General features: G+C 69.5%; 17 protein-coding genes. 14 read left to right on the top strand and 3 right to left on the bottom strand.

Going from position 1 to position 18839, the window contains the following annotated elements:
- Positions 1-35 precede the first annotated feature (35 nt).
- The 4 genes from ACWGDB_RS07060 to ligA all read left to right on the top strand — a co-directional run bounded on the left by ACWGDB_RS07060 (position 36) and on the right by ligA (position 4859).
- Positions 36-1103, top strand: a complete 1068-nt coding sequence (locus ACWGDB_RS07060; protein WP_453821470.1) for a type III polyketide synthase — start codon at positions 36-38, stop codon at positions 1101-1103.
- Positions 1104-1149: 46 nt separating this feature from the next.
- On the top strand, positions 1150-1680 hold the full coding sequence (locus ACWGDB_RS07065; RefSeq protein ID WP_453821471.1) for an isoprenylcysteine carboxyl methyltransferase family protein: 531 nt from the start codon (positions 1150-1152) through the stop codon (positions 1678-1680).
- A complete protein-coding gene (locus tag ACWGDB_RS07070; RefSeq protein WP_453821472.1) occupies positions 1677-2690 on the top strand; it encodes an NAD(P)/FAD-dependent oxidoreductase in 1014 nt (337 codons plus the stop codon). Before ACWGDB_RS07065 ends, ACWGDB_RS07070 begins: the two co-directional genes overlap by 4 nt.
- Before the next feature lie 90 nt (positions 2691-2780).
- The gene (ligA, locus tag ACWGDB_RS07075; protein ID WP_453821473.1) at positions 2781-4859 is read left to right on the top strand and encodes an NAD-dependent DNA ligase LigA; all 2079 of its coding nucleotides are present in this window, start codon (positions 2781-2783) and stop codon (positions 4857-4859) included.
- Between the two features lie 414 nt (positions 4860-5273).
- Here the strand turns inward: ligA and ACWGDB_RS07080 are convergent, their stop codons facing one another.
- Positions 5274-5498, bottom strand: coding sequence for a dTMP kinase (locus ACWGDB_RS07080; RefSeq protein ID WP_453821474.1), 225 nt, complete (start codon positions 5496-5498; stop codon positions 5274-5276).
- A gap of 179 nt (positions 5499-5677) precedes the next feature.
- On the opposite strand from ACWGDB_RS07080, the gene ACWGDB_RS07085 reads away from it, so the two are divergent.
- Together ACWGDB_RS07085 and ACWGDB_RS07090 are read left to right on the top strand one after the other, a co-directional pair.
- Positions 5678-9112, top strand: a complete 3435-nt coding sequence (locus ACWGDB_RS07085; protein WP_453821475.1) for a tetratricopeptide repeat protein — start codon at positions 5678-5680, stop codon at positions 9110-9112.
- A 114-nt stretch (positions 9113-9226) separates the two neighbouring features.
- Positions 9227-9769, top strand: a complete 543-nt coding sequence (locus ACWGDB_RS07090) for a GNAT family N-acetyltransferase (protein ID WP_453821639.1) — start codon at positions 9227-9229, stop codon at positions 9767-9769.
- A gap of 111 nt (positions 9770-9880) precedes the next feature.
- Here the strand turns inward: ACWGDB_RS07090 and ACWGDB_RS07095 are convergent, their stop codons facing one another.
- Positions 9881-10036: a hypothetical protein gene (locus ACWGDB_RS07095; protein WP_453821476.1), complete on the bottom strand. Its 156-nt coding sequence runs from the start codon at positions 10034-10036 to the stop codon at positions 9881-9883.
- Positions 10037-10752: 716 nt separating this feature from the next.
- Positions 10753-10995, bottom strand: a complete 243-nt coding sequence (locus tag ACWGDB_RS07100; protein WP_453821477.1) for a hypothetical protein — start codon at positions 10993-10995, stop codon at positions 10753-10755.
- Positions 10996-11100: 105 nt separating this feature from the next.
- Between ACWGDB_RS07100 and ACWGDB_RS07105 the strand changes: the two genes are divergently transcribed.
- The 8 genes from ACWGDB_RS07105 to ACWGDB_RS07140 all read left to right on the top strand — a co-directional run bounded on the left by ACWGDB_RS07105 (position 11101) and on the right by ACWGDB_RS07140 (position 18828).
- Entirely contained in the window at positions 11101-11634 is a 534-nt protein-coding gene (locus ACWGDB_RS07105) for a PadR family transcriptional regulator (protein WP_453821478.1), read from the top strand.
- A gap of 127 nt (positions 11635-11761) precedes the next feature.
- Positions 11762-12943 (top strand): DUF2306 domain-containing protein, encoded by a 1182-nt coding sequence (locus ACWGDB_RS07110; protein ID WP_453821479.1) that lies wholly within the window; start codon positions 11762-11764, stop codon positions 12941-12943.
- Positions 12944-12968: 25 nt separating this feature from the next.
- Positions 12969-13844: a hypothetical protein gene (locus ACWGDB_RS07115; protein ID WP_453821480.1), complete on the top strand. Its 876-nt coding sequence runs from the start codon at positions 12969-12971 to the stop codon at positions 13842-13844.
- Positions 13845-14253: 409 nt separating this feature from the next.
- Positions 14254-15174 (top strand): squalene/phytoene synthase family protein, encoded by a 921-nt coding sequence (locus ACWGDB_RS07120; protein ID WP_453821481.1) that lies wholly within the window; start codon positions 14254-14256, stop codon positions 15172-15174.
- 620 nt (positions 15175-15794) lie between these two features.
- Positions 15795-16841: a 2,3-diaminopropionate biosynthesis protein SbnA gene (gene sbnA / locus ACWGDB_RS07125; protein WP_453821482.1), complete on the top strand. Its 1047-nt coding sequence runs from the start codon at positions 15795-15797 to the stop codon at positions 16839-16841.
- A gap of 38 nt (positions 16842-16879) precedes the next feature.
- Complete coding sequence (sbnB, locus tag ACWGDB_RS07130; RefSeq protein ID WP_453821640.1) at positions 16880-17875, top strand: 2,3-diaminopropionate biosynthesis protein SbnB; 996 nt, start codon at positions 16880-16882, stop codon at positions 17873-17875.
- A 3-nt stretch (positions 17876-17878) separates the two neighbouring features.
- Positions 17879-18094 carry an MbtH family protein gene (locus tag ACWGDB_RS07135; RefSeq protein ID WP_453821483.1) on the top strand — a complete coding sequence of 72 codons (216 nt, stop codon included), beginning with the start codon at positions 17879-17881 and terminating at the stop codon, positions 18092-18094.
- Positions 18091-18828, top strand: a complete 738-nt coding sequence (locus tag ACWGDB_RS07140) for a thioesterase II family protein (protein ID WP_453821484.1) — start codon at positions 18091-18093, stop codon at positions 18826-18828. The genes ACWGDB_RS07135 and ACWGDB_RS07140 overlap by 4 nt, the downstream gene beginning before the upstream one ends.
- Positions 18829-18839 lie beyond the last annotated feature (11 nt).

Consider the following 18839-nt stretch of genomic DNA (forward strand, 5'->3'; position numbering starts at 1 on the left):
CAACTCACCCCAGTCGGTAACCGGACGGGAACCACATGACGCGGATCGCCGCCGTTCACGGTGCCCTCGCACCGCACCGTCGCCCCCAGTCCGAGATCACCGACATGGTGGCCCGTACCTGTCTGCCGAAGGGAAGCGACCGCCGGGTCCTGGACCGGCTGCACCGCAGCACGAAAGTCAGGTCGCGGCACATGACCCTGCCGCTCGACCAGTACGGGGAACTGGACGGATTCGGCACCTCCAACGACGTCTTCATCCCCGCCGCCACCGACCTGGGCGCCAAGGCCGTCCGAGGCGCGCTGCATACGGCCGGCCTGACCGCCGCCGACGTGGACCTACTGATCTTCACCTCCGTCACCGGCATTGCCACCCCCTCGATCGACGCACGGCTGTCCGGCCGCCTCGGACTGCGGCCGGACGTCAAGCGGCTCCCCCTGTTCGGCCTGGGCTGTGCCGGCGGCGCCGCCGGCCTGGCCCGCATGCACGACTACCTGCTGGGCCGTCCCGGCCACGTGGCGGTGCTGCTGTCGGTCGAACTGTGCTCGCTCACCTTCCAGCGCAACGACGCCTCCATGGCCAATTTGGTCGCAACCGGATTGTTCGGCGACGGCGCCGCCGCGGTCGTCGCGTGCGGTGGGGAACGCCCGCGCCGCCCGGAAGAGACCGCCGGCCCGACGATCGTGGACTCCCGCAGTCACCTGTATCCGGACACCGGGCGCGTCATGGGCTGGGACATCAAGAACACCGGCTTCCAGGTCATCCTCGACCCGAAGGTCCCCGATGTGGTGCGCCGTTACCTCGCCGATGACGTCGAGGGGTTCCTCAGCGATCACGGGATCAAGCCGAAGGACGTGACGGCCTGGGTGTGCCACCCCGGCGGCCCCAAGGTCCTTCAGGCCGTCACCGATGCCCTCGACCTGCCCGAGGAGGCACTCGATGTGACCTGGCGTCACCTCGCGGACGTGGGCAACCTGTCCTCGTCGTCGGTGCTCCACGTACTGCGCGACACCCTGGCCCAACGCCGCCCGCCGCCGGGCACGCCGGGTCTGCTGCTGGCGATGGGGCCCGGCTTCGCCTGCGAACTCGTCCTGCTGCGCTGGTAGTTCGGACCTCGCAGGACACGAAGGACAGGAAGGACAGGAAGGACACATGATTTGGTACGGACTACTGGTGGCCGCCGTCGCCGCCGAGCGTGTCGCCGAACTCGTCGTCGCCCGCCGCAACGAACGGTGGACCACCGCCCGCGGCGCGACCGAGACTGGGCAGGGCCACTACCCGGCCATGGTCGCCCTCCACACCGGCCTGCTGATCGCCTGCCCGACCGAGGTATGGCTGGCCGACCGGCCCTTCGTACCCGCCCTGGCCTGGCCGATGCTGGCCGTGCTCGCGGGCGCCCAGGCACTGCGGTGGTGGTGCATCCACACCCTGGGCCCCCGATGGAACACCCGGGTGATCGTCGTACCCGGTCTACCGCTGGTGACGGGCGGCCCCTACCGGTGGCGGTGGCTGCGGCATCCGAACTACGTGGCCGTCGTCGCCGAGGGCGTGGCCCTGCCCCTCGTCCACACCGCCTGGACCACCGCGGCCGCCTTCACGGCACTCAACGCCGCCCTGCTCACCGTGCGCGTCCGCTGCGAGAACCAGGCACTGGCCACCACGACCACGCCCGCGTCGGCATGATCGACGTACTGGTGGCCGGCGGCGGACCCGCCGGGCTGGCTGCCGCGATCCACGCCGCGCTCGCCGGACTGGAGGCCGTCGTCGTCGAACCGCGGACCACGCCTGTGGACAAGGCCTGCGGAGAAGGAGTCATGCCCGGCGGAGTCGCCGCGCTGCGAGCACTGGGCGTCGAGGTCACCGGCCGCGAACTGCGCGGCATCCGCTACGTGGACGGCACCACCCGCGCCGAAGCGTCCTTCCGCGGTCACAGTGGGCTGGGGATCCGCCGCACGTCGCTGCACTCCGCACTGCACCAGCGGGCGCTCGACCTCGGCGTACGGATACTGCCGGGCAAGGTGGGCGAGGTGCGCCAGAGCGCGGACACGGTCACAGCCGCGGGCACCACGGCGCGTTGGCTGATCGCCGCCGACGGCCTGCACTCCCCGGTGCGCCGCGGCCTGGGGCTGGACATGCCGGCCCGCCCGCACGGCCGCTACGGACTGCGCCGCCACTACCTCGTCGAACCGTGGACGGACTACGTGGAGGTCCACTGGTCCCGGCATGGCGAGGCCTACGTGACACCGATCGGCCACGACCTGGTGGGCGTCGCGATCCTCAGCAGCAGCCGCCGCGGATACGACGAACACCTGGCCGCCTTCCCGACCCTCACCCCGTCGCTGCGCGGCCCGGCCGCAACGGAGGTACGCGGCGCCGGACCACTGCGACAGCGCGTGCGGCACAGAACCGCCGGCCGTGTCCTGCTCGTCGGCGACGCCGCGGGCTACCTCGACGCCCTCACCGGCGAAGGCATCGCCCTCGCGCTGGCAACCTCCGAAGCCGCGATCCGGTGCCTGGCAGCCGGACAACCGGCCGCATACGAGCGCGCCTGGACCCGGCTGACCCGGCGCCACCGGCTGCTGACCGGCGCCCTACTGGCCGCGTGCCGTCGTCCTGGCGCCGCCCGTCTCATCGTCCCTGCGGCGTCCCGGATGCCCCCGGTGTTCTCCGCCGCGGTCCGCGCCCTGCAGTAGCGGCCTGGCCCGGCCCCCATGCCTGCCTTGACACCGTGAGATCCACGCTGGCCAGGGGCATTGTCAGTGGTGGCAGGCAGGATAGCGGGCATGACCACACCAGGTGCAGTGATCGTGGATGCCGCCGCCTATGCGCAGGCTGTCGAGGATGCGGTGAAGGCGGCGGCCGCGTACTACGCGGACGGTACGTCGATGCTGGACGATGACTCCTACGACCGGTTGGTCCGAGGCATCGCCGCGTGGGAGGCCGACCATCCCGAGCAGGTGCTGCCGGACTCGCCGACAGGGAAGGTCGCCGGCGGCGCCACGGAGGGCGACGTCCCGCACACGGTCGCGATGCTGAGCCTGGACAACGTGTTCTCGCCGGAGGAGTTCACCGCCTGGACCGCCTCGCTGGCCCGCAGGATCGGACACGAGGTCGCAAGTTTCAGTGTCGAACCGAAGCTGGACGGCCTGGCGATCGCCGCCCGTTACTCCCACGGCCGCCTGAGACAGCTGATCACCCGCGGCGACGGGACGGCCGGGGAGGACGTCTCGCACGCGATCGGCACCATCGAGGGCCTGCCGGACGAACTCGCCGAGCCGGTCACAGTCGAGGTGCGGGGCGAAGTCCTGATGACAACCGCCCAGTTCGAACACGCCAACGAGGTTCGCACCGCGCACGGCGGGCAGCCGTTCGCCAACCCGCGCGGCGCCGCGGCGGGCACCCTGCGCGCGAAGGAGCGCGCCTACACCGTGCCGATGACATTCTTCGGGTACGGCCTGCTGCCCCTGCCCGACACCGAAACGACGCTTGCCGCGCGGCTGGGCGAGAACGCACACAGCGACCTGATGGCGCGGGCCGCTGCGTACGGGGTGAACACCACTGCCACCACCGCGGTGCCCGGCTCCATCGCCGACAACGTCGAAAACGTGCTGGCCCGCGTGCATGAGATCGCCGCCCTGCGACCCGGGTTGCCGTTCGGGATCGACGGCGTCGTCATCAAGGCTGACCTTGCCGCCGACCAGCAGACCGCCGGATCCGGGACACGCGCCCCGCGCTGGGCGATCGCCTACAAACTCCCCGCCGTCGAGAAGATCACCCGCCTGCTCGAGGTGGAGTGGAACGTCGGCCGCACCGGCATCATCGCCCCGCGCGCCGTCCTGGAACCGGTCGAGATCGACGGCGCCACCATCACCTACGCCACCCTCCACAACCCGGCCGACATCACCCGCCGCGACCTGCGCCTGGGCGACCACGTCATGGTCCACCGGGCCGGCGACGTCATCCCCCGCATCGAAGCGCCCGTCGCCCACCTGCGCACCGGCGACGAACAGCCCATCGTCTTCCCCGCGGCGTGTCCACGGTGCGGTGCCGACATCGACACCAGCGAGCAGCGCTGGCGCTGCGCGATGGGCCGCAACTGCCACCTGGTCGCCGCCCTGTCCTACGCGGCCGGCCGCGACCAGCTCGACATCGAGGGCCTCGGCACCACTCGCATCGTCCAGCTCGTCGACGCCCACCTCGTCGCCGACCTCGCCGACCTGTTCACCCTCACCCGCGAGCAGCTGCTCGGCCTGGAGCGGATGGGCGAGACCAGCACCGACAACCTCCTCACGGCCATCTCCGCGGCCAAGCAGCAGCCACTGTCGCGGGTGCTGTGCGCGCTCGGGTTGCGTGGCACCGGCCGCTCCATGTCCCGCCGGATCGCCCGGCATTTCGCCACGATGGACAACATCCGTGCCGCCGACGCCGACGCGATGCAGCAGGTCGAGGGCATCGGCACCGAGAAGGCCCCCTCGATCGTCGCCGAACTCGCCGAACTCGCCCCGCTCGTCGACAAACTCGCCGCCACCGGGGTGAACATGACCGAACCCGGCGCCACCCCGCCCACCCCCGCGGCCGACAGCAGCACAGAAGAGACGCAGGCGGCGGGAGGCCCGCTGACCGGCATGACCGTGGTCGTGACCGGCGCCATGACAGGCCCACTGGAGAAGCTCAGCCGCAACCAGATGAATGAGCTCATCGAACGCGCCGGGGGCCGCTCCTCCTCCAGCGTCTCCAAGAAGACCACCCTCGTCGTCGCCGGAGACGGCGCCGGATCCAAGCAGGCCAAGGCCGAAGACCTCGGAATCAAACTGGCCACTCCCGACGAATTCGCCACCCTCGTCGCCGACTTCCTCAAGTGACCCGCAGCTGTGAGGCCGGGTGCCCGCCTCACAGCGAACCCCGGCGGGGGAAGGAACATCCCATCGCGGCAGACCGTTCCTCTATATGTGGCTGCGGAGGGGACAGGGTCCCCGGGCCTCACCCATGTCCCATGGGGACGATCGTCCGGCTGAAGCCCCGTGAAGCCTCCCGCCGAGAGGCGACCGCCCTCCGCACGACACCACACACGGCCCCGGCTGGTCTCCCCCGTCCAGCCGGGGCTTCCCTATGACGCCGTTTGCCAGCCCGTCGGCATCCCGCGCCTTCCAGCCCGGCCGCGCCGGGCCCTGAACAACCTCCATCGACCCTGAACGACCGAAGCAGCCGCCGGCCGCCCGCTGGCCAACCTCGGCTTGTGCCCGCGCCATCTCCCAGGCTCCGGCCGTCCGAACCGCTCACGGTGCGGGGCGGCTGTTGGTCAGCAGAGTGCTCAAGTACCGGGTGTGCGCGGTCAGCAGCTTGACTGCGCGGTCGGTGCCGCCCGGAAGGAACGGCAGCAGGGCCAGGGCCGGGAGTACCGCAGCGAGGGCCACGAGAACGGCGGGGGTGAGGAGGGCAACGATCAGAACGCGCTGGAGCGCGCCCACGGTACGCAGCGAGGGCAGCCAAACGGGCAGCACGGAAGCCTCCTGTGGTCGGGGTTCGATGGGGTCCGCGGTGTGCGGTGAGGCAACTGTGCCGCGCGGTTGAGTAGTTCACGCCCGTCCGTGACATTGCCGCAGGTAGAGTCCGGAAAACGGAGGGTTGTTCCGGGACAGTCGCGGACAACGAAGCCCGACGTGGCAAGGGGGAATCACCGATGGCGGGGCGGGCAGGCAGGCCGTGGGGGCCGATCCGGGCCGAGAGCGCGGAGGCAAACGCACTCGCCGACTTTCTGCGCGCACAGGTCGACGCCAGCGGTAAGACCCTGAACGGGCTGGCAGGCGAGATCCACGTTTCCAAGACCCGGATCAGCGACTATCTCGGCGGCAAGGTCCCCGACAAGAAGTTTGTGTCCGCACTGATCCGCGCAACGGTCCCCGAACCGAGGCTGCGGGAACGCCGCATGGCCGAAGCCGGGAAGCTGCTGCGGGCCGCCGCTCACCCCTCGCCGGTGAAGCCTCAACCCTCCGCCACATCCGCTTTCGAACTCGCCGAGGTCCGGGCCCAGCAGGTCGAGATCTACGACCGGCTCACCCGCTCCCTGGAACAGCAGAACGAATTACGCGAGGCGGCCGGGAACTCCGCGAAACTCGTCATGGTCCTCCTGTCGATGATCAATGGGTTGGAGCGGCGGATCACCGACCTGACCAGCGAACGCGACCAACTGCACGCCGCACACGCCGACGCCGGCGCACTTGTGCAGACTCAGCAGCAGCTCACCCGCGCTCAAGAACAGGAACAGCGCGCCCAGCAGGAACTCCAACGCGCCCAGGAGAAGCAACGCCAGGCCGAGGAGCTCGCCGCCCGAGTCCAAGCCCAGGTCGACCAGCTCACCGACGAACTCGACCGGCTGCGTACGGGTGCCACCAGCGACACCATTACGGGATACGACGACCCTGTTCTCGGGGCCGCCCATCTCGCCACCACCGATCCGGTCGGAGACGACATCGACGAGGCACTGGCCCGGGTCGTGGCCGTCAATGACCGCGACGATCAGACGTTGCGGCGGATCACTCACGACCTCGTCGAAGACGTCCTTACAGAAGAGGTTGTCCGGAACAACACACCGGACAACCCTGCATCCAGCCCCAGCGCCGCGGACGATCTCACCGCCCTGCGGGCAGCCGCCGAAGCGGCAGCCGAGGGAGGTGACTTCCGCGAGGCCATCCGGCTGTACACCTCCCGCCTGAATGCCTGCGTTCACCTGCACGGCCTTGAGCATCCCGACACCCTCGCCACCCGGCACATGCTGGCCTTCTGGCGTGGGGAAGCGGGGGATGCGGCCGGTGCCGCGAAGGCGCTGGCTGAGCTGCTGCCCGTCGTGGCGCGGGTGCAGGGCGCCGAACACCCCGACACTCTCACCACCCGGCATGACCTGGCCTCCTGGCGGGGACGCGCAGGGGAAGTAGCCGGTGCCGCCATCGCTCTCGCCGAGCTCCTGCCCGTCCGCGAGCAGGTCCTCGGCGCTGAACACCCTGACACTCTCACCACCCGCCACGACCTGGCCACCTGGCGGGGGCAGGCAGGGGAAGTAGCCGGTGCCGCCATCGCTCTCGCCGAGCTTCTGCCCGTCCGCGAGCAGGTCCTCGGCGCCGAGCACCCCCATACCCTCATCACCAGGCATGACCTGGCCTTCTGGCGGGGGCAGGCAGGGGAAGTGACCGGTGCCGCGGCCGCGTTCGCTGACCTCCTGCCCCTCATGGAGCGGGTCCGGGGCGCCGGGCATCCTTACACCCTGACCACCCGCCACGAACTGGCCTTCTGGCGGGGCCGCTCAGGAGATGCAGCCGGTGCCGCGACCGCGTTCGCTGAGCTCCTACCCCTCGTGGAGCGGGCCCGCGGAGCGGAGCACCCCGACACCCTCGCCACCCGGCACAACCTGGCTTCCTGGCGGGGACGCGCAGGGGATGCAGCCGGAGCCGCCAAGGCCTTCGCCGAGCTCCTGCCCGTCCGGGAGCAGGTCCTCGGCGCTGAACACCCTGACACTCTCACCACCCGCCACGACCTCGCCTCCTGGCGGGGACGGGCAGGGGAAGTAGCCGGTGCCGCAGCGGCGTTCGCTGAGCTCCTGCCCCTCATGGAGCGGGTTCGCGGAGCGGAGCACCCCAACACCCTCACGACCCGGCAGCAACTGGCTCGCTGGCGGGGAGAGACAGGGGATGCCGCCGGAGCCGAGGCAGCGCTCGCCGAGTTGCTGCCCATCCGCGAGCGCCTGCATGGCCCCGCCCACCCCCAAACCCACGCCACGCGGCACGATCTGGCCTTCTGGCGAGGTCGCTCAGGGGATGCCGCAGGCGCCGCGGCTGCATTCGCCGAGCTCCGGCCTCTCCTGGAGCGGGCGCTGGGAACCGAGCACCCCGACACCCTCGCGGCACGTCACAACCTGGCCGTCTGGCAGGGGGAGGCAGGTAATGCCGCCGCTACTGCGGAGTCTTTGGCTGAGCTGCTACCCATCAGCGAACGGGTGCAAGGGGCTGAGCACCCCGACACCCTCGCCACCCGGCACCAGCTGGCCGTCTGGCGAGGGGAGGCAGGGGATGCCGCCGCTACTGCGGAGTCTTTGGCTGAGCTGCTGCCCATCAGCGAACGGGTGCTAGGGGCTGAGCACCCCGACACCCTCGCCAACCGGCACAACCTGGCCCGCTGGCAGGGAGAGGCGGGAGATCCGGCAGGCGCAGCGACGGCATTCGCCGAGCTCCTGCCCATACGAGAACGCATCCAGGGACCCGAGCACCCTGCCACCCTGGCCACCCGAAACCAGCTAGCCCGCTGGCGGGGAGAATCGGGGGATGTCGCCGGCACGGCGGAGGCACTGGCTGATCTGCTCCCGGTACGAGAACGCGTGTTGGGCGCCGAGCATCCCGACACCCTCGCCACCCGGCAACAGCTCGCCCGCTGGCAGGGGCGTGCGGGAGACCCGGCAGGCGCCGCAGAGGCGCTGACCGAACTGCTGCCTCTCTGGGTGCGCGTCTGCGGCCCCGAGCATCCCAGAACTCTCACAGGCCGGTACCAGCTTGCCTTCTGGCGGGGACGTGCGGGAGACCCGGCTGGCGCAGCCGTCGACTTCGCCGAACTGCTGCCCATACGAGAACGCATCCAGGGACCCGAGCACCCCGACACGCTCGCTACCCGGCACCAACTGGCCCGCTGGCAGGGAGAATCGGGGGATCCGGCAGGCGCGGCGGCCGACTACGCCGAACTGCTCCCCGTCCGGCAGCGGGTGCACGGAGAGGACCACCCCAACACCCTGCACACCCGGTATCAACTGGCCTTCTGGCGCGGAGAAGCAGGCAACGCGGCCAGCTCCGCGGAAGCTTTCGCCGAGCTACTACCCGACTTCGAGAGGGTACTGGGGCCCGACCACCCCGACACCCTCGAAACCTGGTACCAACTGGCGCGTTGGCGGGGAGAATCGGGAGACGCGGCGAGCGCAGCGGCCGAGATCGCCGAACTACTGCCAGTTCGGCAGCGGGTACTGGGGCCTGAGCACCCTCACACCTTCGCCACCTGGAACGCGCTGGATCACTGGAGTAGATCCACGGAAGATCAGCCCTCCAGAATCGACCGGCCTTTCGAGCAGCATGAAGGCTGACGACCTGGTGCGCAATTGTCGCGCGGATGAGCCGCCCCGCGATCTATCCTCGCGGCCATGACATCCAGCGATGCGCCTGAAGGCTCCCGGATCGCTCCCGGTGGTGCCGGGCTGGTGATCCGGCAAGAGACGGCTGACGATCACGTAGATGTGCGCGAGGTTCATACGCGCGCGTTCGGTGACAGCGATCGGGTTCCCGGGCTCGTGGAGGCACTTCGCGTTGCGGAGGCTGCATTGGCGCCGATGCCCTTCGTCGCAGTCGTTGATGGCCGGGTCGTCGGGCATGTCCTGCTGAGCGCGACGCGGTTGGACGCTCCGCGCCGGATCGTGGACGTCCTGTCGTTGTCACCGCTGGGCGTGGTCCCGGAGTTCCAGCGTCAGGGCATCGGTACGCAGCTCATCGCCCACGCCCTCGATGCGGCCGACAGCCGGGGTGTGCCGTTGGTATTCCTGGAGGGTTCGCCGCGCTACTACGGCGCGCGCGGCTTCGAGGGTGCCAGCGCGGTGGGCTTTCGTTCGCCGTCCTTGCGGATCCCTGAAGCCGCGTTTCAAGTCGCCCGGTTGTCCGCTCACGAGCCGTGGATGACGGGCACTTTCGTCTACTCAGAGGCCTTCTGGGCCTTTGACTGCGTCGGCCTGCGCGACCGCGAGGACTGAAGGGTGATTCCCAACTCGACCTGATCTTCAGGACTATCACAGCGGCGATGTCCAGCTCGTCGTCGGTTGCGTGCGATCAGCAAGGCGTCCGGCCGAAACGTGAAAAGGGCCCTAGGGTTCAGAGGCGCAGGCAACCGGCAGGTCGGCCCGGGTGAAGCTGTAGCTGATCAGCGCCGAGGAAGACGACCACGCGCTCAGCACCAGGAAGAACCGGCTCGTCTCACCGGGAACCAGCCCTCCGTTGGCAGCCCACGTCTTCGCCGCCACCTGCCACCTCCGTCAGCCAACGCACCGGTGCTCCGCAGTTGCGCTGGCATCCGGCGATCGCTCTGGATCATGTCCACAAGGGCCGGTCCTATGCCGCTTTCGGCTGCCTCTTCGGCTTCCGTGGACGATCCCTCGAGCTGCTTGCAGCGCAGCGTGGCTTTCCGCGAGACGCCTCACGCGCTGCAACGCGGGCCTTCGAGTGGGAATACTAGGACGCGCACAGTCCATCGTGGATCAGCTGGGCCGAACTGGCCGAGACTGACTGGGACAGCACAGAGGCAATCAGACGCCCGTCCGCGCCGGAGGCACCTCTCACCCGGCGCCAGGTCGTGCGTGACGAGGAGTGGGGTGACGTCTGGTCGGTAATGGCCATGCTTGCCAAGCGCCACGGGGCCGAGAACGTCCGTCTGGTGGTCTGGTTCGACAACTAGGGCCGGCCCTGCGGACCATGGTCGGAGCCAGAGTCCGATGGCTGCGACGGTGACGGTGCCGGGGAGGATGTGGGCCCCCTTGTCGAAGCGGGTGCCAGGAACTGAGCTCCCTCCACTGGCCGACGGGCAGGCGCCGCATCCGGATGATCGACGGGGCCGGACACGACATCGGCACGCCGGTGTGGGTGGTGTGCGATGCCTGCCGCGTCGGCCGTATCAACAAGATCTCCGTCAGGGTGGAGTACCAGCGTCAGGGCCTCGGCCGGCGTCTGCCGGGGTGGACGGTCACTGCCGGCCGGATGAGAGCAGGTCGTTCACCAGCATTCCCAGCGCCGGCTTCGGGACGGTCCCGTTCGACTCGCTGTTCGTCTGCCCCCAGGCCGGGGTCGAGTCCGTGGAATTCGAGCCCTTGGTGTCGTTGACACCTTGGAAGATGCCGAAGTCGATGGGCCCGTCATCCGCCGAGGCGGGGATGACGGCGGTGAGGAGAGCAGCGCCGGCGAGCGCGGCGGTAGCGATGATCTTCATGCGCGGCTCAACGACGACACCCCCGCCAGGATGTTCCGTTCCCCGCCTTTGGCGGAGCGTTGGGACTCAGCCCACCGCCGCCACCTGTGGCGATACCGTCCCTCCATGGCTGACGTACGGTTGACGACCTCCTCGTACCTCGTGCTCGGGATCATCGACAAGCTGGGCGAGGCGAGCGCCTACGACGTGAAGGGGGAGGCGGCGCGGACGGTGGCGCCGTTCTGGTCGGTGCCGCACGCGCAGGTGTACGCCCAGTGCGACCGACTGCTGGAGGCAGGGCTGTTGTCCCTCGTACGGCAGGAGAGCGGGCGCAACCGCAGGGTGCTGGCACTGACGGAACAGGGTCGCGCCGCCCTTCAGGAGTGGCTCGCCGATCCGGAGTTCGTGCCGGTGGAGGCCAGGGAGCGCGGCATCCTCAAGCTCTGGTTCGGCGGGCGGCCGGAGGTACTGTCCCCGGTCCAGGTGGACGAGCACCGGCAAGCGCTGCGTTCGTACGAGGAACTGGCCGACGAGGTCGGGGAACTCCTGACGCCCGGGCAACGCGAGGCGCTGGAGTTCGGGATCCGTTATGAGCGGATGATGGTCGACTTCTGGACATGGGTGCGGCACCGGAACGACCGCACGTCCACGGATTCCTGACGATTCCCGACCGCGACGGACCGTTGACCTCGCCGACAGCCCGCTCTACCGTCTCGACAGTCCAGCCTGGACTATCCAATCGAGACCATCGGTCGGCCGAGCAGCGGCCAGGAGCAGGAGGGTTGCCTTGCGCCGTCCGACGAGCAGCATGTGGCGCCGTGGGGCCGCTGTCGCGGTGACCGTCGTGTGCGTCGCCTACGCGCCGATCGCGATGACCGAACTGTGGCCGTACGCCAGCCCCGGCGCCCCCGCGTTCGGCGAGTGGGTCATGGCCCAGACCGTGTCTCCGCGCTACGTCGCCGACGCCCTGGCCACCCGCATCGAGCCGTACCGGCACAGCCTGATCCCGATGATCGTGCACTCGGTGCTCGGCGGCCTGCTCATGCTCCTGGGACCCGCGCAGCTGCTGACGGCGGCACGCCGACGTACGCGTGTGCACCGCATACTCGGCGTGGTCTTCGCGGTCACGGTGTACGCCTCGATGGCGGGCGCCGGACTGTACCTGGCGCGCACCGCTCCGGAAGACGCCTTCAGCGGGGCGGCGTTCTGGATCGTGCTCGCCACCATCCTGGTGGGCACCGTGCAGAGCGTGACCTTCGGCATCCTGGCCGCCGTCGGCGGTTTCCCGGACCTGCACCAGCGGTGGATGCTGCTCTGCTACGGCTTCTTGCTGACCGCACCCCTGCTGCGCCTGGAGTGGGGCGGCCTGCCGCGGCTGTTGCCAGGACTGTCCATGGAAGAGATCAACCAGGTGGCGATCATGCATCTGGGGTCGGTGGTCGCGTTCGGCGCGCTCATCGCCTCACGCACACTCGACCGGCGTACAGCGGTCGACGGGGTGTCGGGGTCGTGGGCGCCGCTTCCGGTGCTGGCCGCAGCCCACCTGGCCGGCGCCGCCGCGTTGGCCTGGATCGTGTACTCGTACCTGGACTTCGGAGCGGTCGGGCGGCGTCTGCTGCTCGCGTACCTGCTGCCGTATGCCGTCACCTACGCCGTGATGGCCGTCAGCGCCCGGCGCGCGGGACGGCAGGGGCATACCTGGCCCAGGGAGGAGTGGCGGCTGCACCTGACGGCGCTGTGCCTGGCCCCGGTGCTGTCCGTATGCGCGACCCCGGTCTTCGAGCGCACCCTCGGTCTCGACCACCACACGGCACTCTCCGCCGGCCTCGCCATCGGCTGCGGCGTCCTCGCCACGGCGGCCACCTCCGTGGTGAGCCTGCGCGTGATGTACGCCCGCGAGCTGCGCAAGCGGGCGAGCGCCGCCCCTGCTGCCACGCCGTCATCCCGCATCTCCTCCCCTGTCGCTTGACCCCCGCCCCACAACCGGAGCCCCCATGACACAGGCATCCGACTCCCCCGCCCGGGCAGCCTCCGGTGGACGCCCGCTGACCGCAGCCGTTGCCATGCTGTCCACGGCGGTTGCCCTGACCGGCCTTCTCATCGGTGGACTCCTGGCGGCCGTAGGCCTCACCGGCCATGTCTTCGGTGCTTGGCCCTCCCCCGCGTCACTGAATCCGGGCCTGATCGGCGCCGCCATGCTGGGCACCGCGCCGGGCCTGTTCGCCGTCGGCCGGGCGGAGCGCTGGGAGGAAGTCCGCACCCTGCTGTACCCGTCGGCCATCGTCCTGGTCGGCCTGTTCACCGTGACCCTGCTGAGCGCGGGCCAGCTGTACATCGCCGAGGGCGGTCCCGTCGTATCCGTACTGTTCAGCCTGGGCTGGATGTTCGTCCTGGGCCTGCTCTGCGTGTGGGCCGTGGTCTCCCTGGCCCTGCAACACCGCGTCCCCGCCCGGCAGTTCGACACGCCCGCCGAGCCGCTGCCCGGCTGGTCCAAACCGCCCCTGGCCGTACTGGGCTCGGCATGGCTGGGCATCGGCACCGGCCTGCTGGCCCGCCCCGGATTCTGGGCCGATTTCGTGCCCTGGCACACCAACCGCCTCGACGCACAGACGCTCGGCGTATGGGCCCTCGCCCTCGGAGTCGGCATCCTGGGCGCCCTCGCCGAGGACGACCTGACCCGAACCCGCCCCGCCCTTATCGCCCTCCCCGGCACCGGCGTCGCCCTGACCGTCGTCCTCACCGCCCGCGCCGGCCACGTCGACTGGACCTCCGGCCCCGCCCTCAGCCTCGTCTGCATGGTGGCGGGACTGCTGCTCGCGGGCGCGAGCGGACGCGTCCTGCTGTCGAGGTCTTCGGCGCTCCCGCGCTGATTCCCCAGGTGGAGTACTCACTTACCGAGTTCGGCAGCTCCCCAGATGCCGCCAGCCGAACTGCGTGCTCGATGTGGCCTACTTCGGGCGTGGTGGTTAGAAGACGCAGGGGACGCGGTCGAAGAGACTTCGGTACTGCCACATCGGAGGGGCGGCGGAACCGTACTGCTTCGCCACCGCTTTCCCGAGTTCCGCCAGAAGGCAGCACCCCCCAGCGAGGCGTTGCTCCGCTTCGTCCCAGACCTGAACAACCCTCTTCATGCGGGGCAGTCGCGTCACGATCTTCGCTATCCGGTCAGGCACGCCGCGATCCAACGAGAGAACGAGTGGCGCGCCGGAAACGCCTTCTCGGATGGCCCGGCGGCCCCGTGCGGCACCCTCACCCGAAGCGTTCCCCTACGATCAGCATATGAGCGCGTGGAGTCAGAGCTTGGACGCTGCGGGTATCCAAGACGCGGAGTTGAGGCGGCATTACAGCGCGCAGCGGGAGTCCGTGGCGCGCTTTCGGCGTGCCTCATATCTCGCGGCCCGTCTGCTACTGCCGAAGACGGTGTTGCCCCATGTGGTGGCGGCAACGGCGGTGATGCACAACGGAGACAACCTGCTGGACACCGGCGCGAAGCCGCAGCGAATTGCCGCGTGGGAGTCGTGGAAGCAGGCGGTCCGCAAGGCGCTGGACAGCGGCGTGAGCAACGATGCGTTGATCCGCACGCTGCTGCACACCACGGCGGCGTTCCCCCGGCTCCGGGAGGTGGTGCAGGAGTACCTCTCCACCGCTGCCGCCGAATTGGACTTCACCGGCTTCGCCACAGAGGCCGACTATCAGGCTTATGTCGACGCCTATTCGCTGCCTGCCTTCATGCTGGTCGCGTCCCTGCTCGGCCCGGAGTACGACGACGGGACCTTCCGGGCGGGGTGTCGGATGTTCATCGACGGCAGCCAGCGGCTGGACTTCGTGAACGACCTCGCCGAGGACCTGGCCGAAGGGCGGCTGGGCATCCCGATGGAGACGCTGGAACACTTCTCGGTGACGGAGCAAGACCTCACAAGAGGGCGCAAATCACCGGGCGTACGGGAGCTGCTGGAAAGCCAGATCGAGGCAGCCCGTGCCTCGTTGCTCACGGCCAAGGAACTGCCCGCCCTGACCGCGAACCCCAACGGGGTGCTGTTGGAGGCGGTCATCGAGATCGAGCTGTTGACCGCTGATGCGGCGCTCGCGCGCGGAGACCGGTTGCTGCGCGGGTCCGTATCACCGCCGATGGTGGGCTCGCTACGAGTGATGCTGGACGCTCGTCGAAGGGCTCGCAGGGAGCTCCAGAAAGTGACCTAGCCGCGCCGCCTAACACGCAGGATCGCTGTCCGCCCGGGAATGCTTGAGCTGTCCGAATGGGAGAGTGCAGCGCGCCAGTCGCCCAAAAGCGGCCTCCTGGTTCAGCCGTCTGCCTCTCACCGCCCGGAGCCCGGCTGCCACGGGTAGCTTGCGGGCTCCGGCCTTCGTGCTTTGGCCGGATCAGATGCGCCCGAAGCCCAGGCTCCGACTGAGGCGAATTTTACGCACACGCCCCCTCGCTCACGACGCGCCAGTCCTCAACGCCCGCCGCCTCGTGGAACCGCTGCGGCCTGATGCGTTCGGTCTTGTTCTCCACGTAGGTCATGCGCTCAACGTAGCGTGCAGGTCCGGTTCCCTTCGTCCGTCCGGTAGTCCGATCCGCTTCGTCCGTCCGGTACTTCGGAAGTACTCGTCCAGCCCAGGGCAGGCTCATCTGATCAACTCAACGGGAAGTCCCTTCGCGCCTTACGGACGGCGCCAGACCTCCAGCGCATTCGCCTGGTCTCCAGCGCCCTGTGAAGTGACGGCCCAGCATCTCCTTTATCCCCGACACCCTTTTACTGCACCGCACTTGAGTCGCAGTTGAGCCGCCTCGATCGACCCCGTGCCACACTCTGCCCATGCTCCACAGGCGCGCTAATCAATTTCTGATGGAACGGACAAAGCAACTCCGCAGAGGCCTCACGGAAACCCCGCTGATTCCCCTTGCGGACGAGCAGTGCGACCTCGTCGCCAAGCTGGAATTCTGCAATCCCGCCGGAAGCACCAAAGACCGTTCGGCACTGTGGATTCTGGAACAGGCAATCAGTCGCGGGGAGATAGCGCGCGACACCACAGTGGTCGAGTCGTCGTCCGGCAATTTCGCGCTGGCCCTGGCTTTCTACTGCCGAATGCTCGGCATCTCGTTCGTCCCGGTCATCGATCCGAACTGCAACGAGGCCACCGAGGCCCAACTCCGGCTGCTGTGCGAACGAGTGGAGAAGGTTTCCATCCGTGATGCGGCGGACAACTACCTGAAGTCCCGGCTGTCCCGGGTTCAGGAACTCCTGGTCGACCTCGACTCGGCCTACTGGCCCAACCAGTACGCCAATCCTGACGCCCGCGACGCGCATTACCACTTCACCGCGGGCGAGTTGATCGCGCAGGCCGGTCCACTCGACTACCTCTTCGTCGGCGTGGGCACGGGCGGCACGATCGCCGGGCTCTCCCACCGGGTCAAGGAGACGTACCCGGGCTGTGTGGTCATCGCTGTCGACACCGAGGGATCGGTGATCTTCGGGGGCCCGCCGAAGAAGCGCCTGATCCCCGGCATCGGATCCAGCATCGTGCCGCCGCTGTGTGGTGAGGCGCTGATCGACCACGTCGAGATCGTCTCCGAGGTGCGCGCCGTCGAGGCCTGCCGTGACCTGGTCGCCAAGTACGGCTTGTACGCAGGCGGTTCGACCGGAAGCACCTATGCCGCCGTCCAGGACTACTTCGCACGTCACCGTCCCGGCGCACCTCGTCCCGGCGCACCCCGATCCGGTGTACGTCGTCCCCGGGTCGCCTTCATCGCCGCCGACCGCGGCCATGCATACGCCCAGACCGTCTACGACCCCGCGTGGGTCCAGCAAGTGCGCGCGGAAGCGGTACAGCCCCCCGGTATCGAAGCCCTGGCCGTCAAGTGAAGGAGAACCACCCCGTGTCCACCCTGGCCCCACCGCCCATGACCGTGATCGGCGCGGGCGACGTCGCCGCCGAGACGGACCGTCATCGTCCGGAGCTCCTCGAGGTCGTCCGTGCCGCCTACCTCGCGCACGACGCCGGACAGAGCTCGAACCCGCACAGCTCGTTCCTGCGCTTCCCGCACCAGAACCGGTCGCGCATCATCTCCCTGCCCGCCTATCTGGGAGGCGAGTTCGAGGTCGCCGGCAACAAGTGGATCGCCAGTTTTCCGGACAACACGCAGCACGGAATCCCCCGCGCCTCGGCCACGCTCATCCTCAACGACTGCGTCACCGGCTACCCGTTCGCCTGCATGGAGTCCTCCATCGTCTCGGCGACGCGGACCGCGGCCTCCGCGGTTCTCGGCGCGCAGACGCTGCTCGGCGCGCGCCGTGCCCGCCGAGTCGGCATCGTGGGCACGGGTCTGATCGCCCAGCACGTATGGCGGTTCCTGCGTGACCTCGACTGGAAGATCGACGGCTTCCGGCTCTTCGACCTCGACCCGGCGGCGGCGGGCCGCTTCGGCGCCGTCATGGCCGAGCACACCGCGGCCGAGATCGTGGTCGCCGACACGGTGGAGAACGCCTTCACCGACTGCGACCTGGTGTTGCTGACCACCGTGGCCGGCGAACCGCACCTGCACGCCACCCGGCTGCTGGCGCACAACCCGGTGGTCCTGCACCTGTCCCTGCGCGACTTCGCCCCCGAGATGATCCTCGCCGCCCAGAACTTCACCGACGACATCGATCACGCCGTACGCGAGCGCACCTCGCTGCACCTGACCGAACAGCGCACCGGCAACCGGGACTTCATCGACGGCACCCTCGGCGACCTGCTGCGCGGACGGCTGCGCCGGGACCACGGGCGCCCGGCGATCTTCTCGCCGTTCGGACTCGGCGTACTCGACCTCGCCGTCGGCAAGTGGGTGCACGACCGGGTCATCGCCGCGGGCCGGGGCCACCACGAAAGCGACTTCTTCACCGGGGTGGGGGTCTGACACGTGAGCGCCTCCCCCGCCCCGCGCCGCGCCGACGCCGGGGACCGGTACGCCGTGGTGGTGAACCACGAGGAGCAGTACTCGGTCTGGTTCGCCGACCGCGCCCTGCCCTCCGGCTGGACCCCCACCGGCACGCAGGGCACCCGCCAGGAGTGCCTGGACCACATCGAGCAGGTGTGGACCAACCTGACCCCGCTCTCCGTGCGAGTGTCACGATGACGGCAACTGGCCTCGCGGCGACCTGGATGCGCGGGCTCGGCAGCCGTGAACTCAGCGCGCAGCGGCGCCTGTTCGTCTTTCCGCACGCCGGAGCCGGCGCGTCCGCCTACCGGCTGGCGGACTACCTGCCGGACTCCGTCGAGGTGTGTACGGTCCAGTTGCCCGGCCGGGAGAACCGGTTCGCCGAACCGGCCCTGACGTCCCTGGACGAGGCCGTGGGCGCGCTCGCGCCGCTGATCGCGGACCACACGGAACTGCCGTACGCCTTCTTCGGGCACAGCATGGGTTCCCTGATCGCCTTCGAGACGGCCCGGCGGCTGCGTGCACTCGGCGCGCCCCTACCCGACCGCCTGTTCCTGTCGGGCATGCGCGCCCCCGGCCTGCCGGACCGCGACCCTCGGCACACTCTGCCGGACGACGAACTGCTCGCCACAGCCGATTTCGACGGCGTGGATCCCGAGTTGCAGGAGCTGCTGCTGCCGCTGCTGCGCGCGGACCTGACGCTGTGCGAGACGTACACGCACCAGGCCGAGGCACCCCTGCCCTGTCCCCTGACCGTTCTGGCCGGCTCGGACGACCACAGCGTCGACGAGACGGAGCTCACCGACTGGCGCAAACACACATCTGCCGACTTCGAACTGCGCCTGTTCCCGGGCGCCCCCCACCTGTATGTGCGCGGTGCGGAACGACAGCTGGCAGAGACGATTACGCGCACCTTCCCCGCACGGGGCTGAGAAAGGATCGT

This window comes from Streptomyces sp. NPDC055013 (assembly GCF_053608645.1).

Bases quoted from the DNA above. Each gene is read 5' to 3' on its own strand.
- ACWGDB_RS07065 (WP_453821471.1), top strand. From the start codon at position 1,150: ATGATTTGGTACGGACTACTGGTGGCCGCCGTCGCCGCCGAGCGTGTC.
- ACWGDB_RS07105 (WP_453821478.1), top strand. From the start codon at position 11,101: ATGGCTGACGTACGGTTGACGACCTCCTCGTACCTCGTGCTCGGGATC.
- ACWGDB_RS07085 (WP_453821475.1), top strand. From the start codon at position 5,678: ATGGCGGGGCGGGCAGGCAGGCCGTGGGGGCCGATCCGGGCCGAGAGC.
- ACWGDB_RS07140 (WP_453821484.1), top strand. From the start codon at position 18,091: ATGACGGCAACTGGCCTCGCGGCGACCTGGATGCGCGGGCTCGGCAGC.
- sbnB (WP_453821640.1), top strand. From the start codon at position 16,880: ATGACCGTGATCGGCGCGGGCGACGTCGCCGCCGAGACGGACCGTCAT.
- ACWGDB_RS07115 (WP_453821480.1), top strand. From the start codon at position 12,969: ATGACACAGGCATCCGACTCCCCCGCCCGGGCAGCCTCCGGTGGACGC.
- ACWGDB_RS07120 (WP_453821481.1), top strand. From the start codon at position 14,254: ATGAGCGCGTGGAGTCAGAGCTTGGACGCTGCGGGTATCCAAGACGCG.
- sbnA (WP_453821482.1), top strand. From the start codon at position 15,795: ATGCTCCACAGGCGCGCTAATCAATTTCTGATGGAACGGACAAAGCAA.
- ligA (WP_453821473.1), top strand. From the start codon at position 2,781: ATGACCACACCAGGTGCAGTGATCGTGGATGCCGCCGCCTATGCGCAG.
- ACWGDB_RS07100 (WP_453821477.1), bottom strand. From the start codon at position 10,995: ATGAAGATCATCGCTACCGCCGCGCTCGCCGGCGCTGCTCTCCTCACC.
- ACWGDB_RS07070 (WP_453821472.1), top strand. From the start codon at position 1,677: ATGATCGACGTACTGGTGGCCGGCGGCGGACCCGCCGGGCTGGCTGCC.
- ACWGDB_RS07060 (WP_453821470.1), top strand. From the start codon at position 36: ATGACGCGGATCGCCGCCGTTCACGGTGCCCTCGCACCGCACCGTCGC.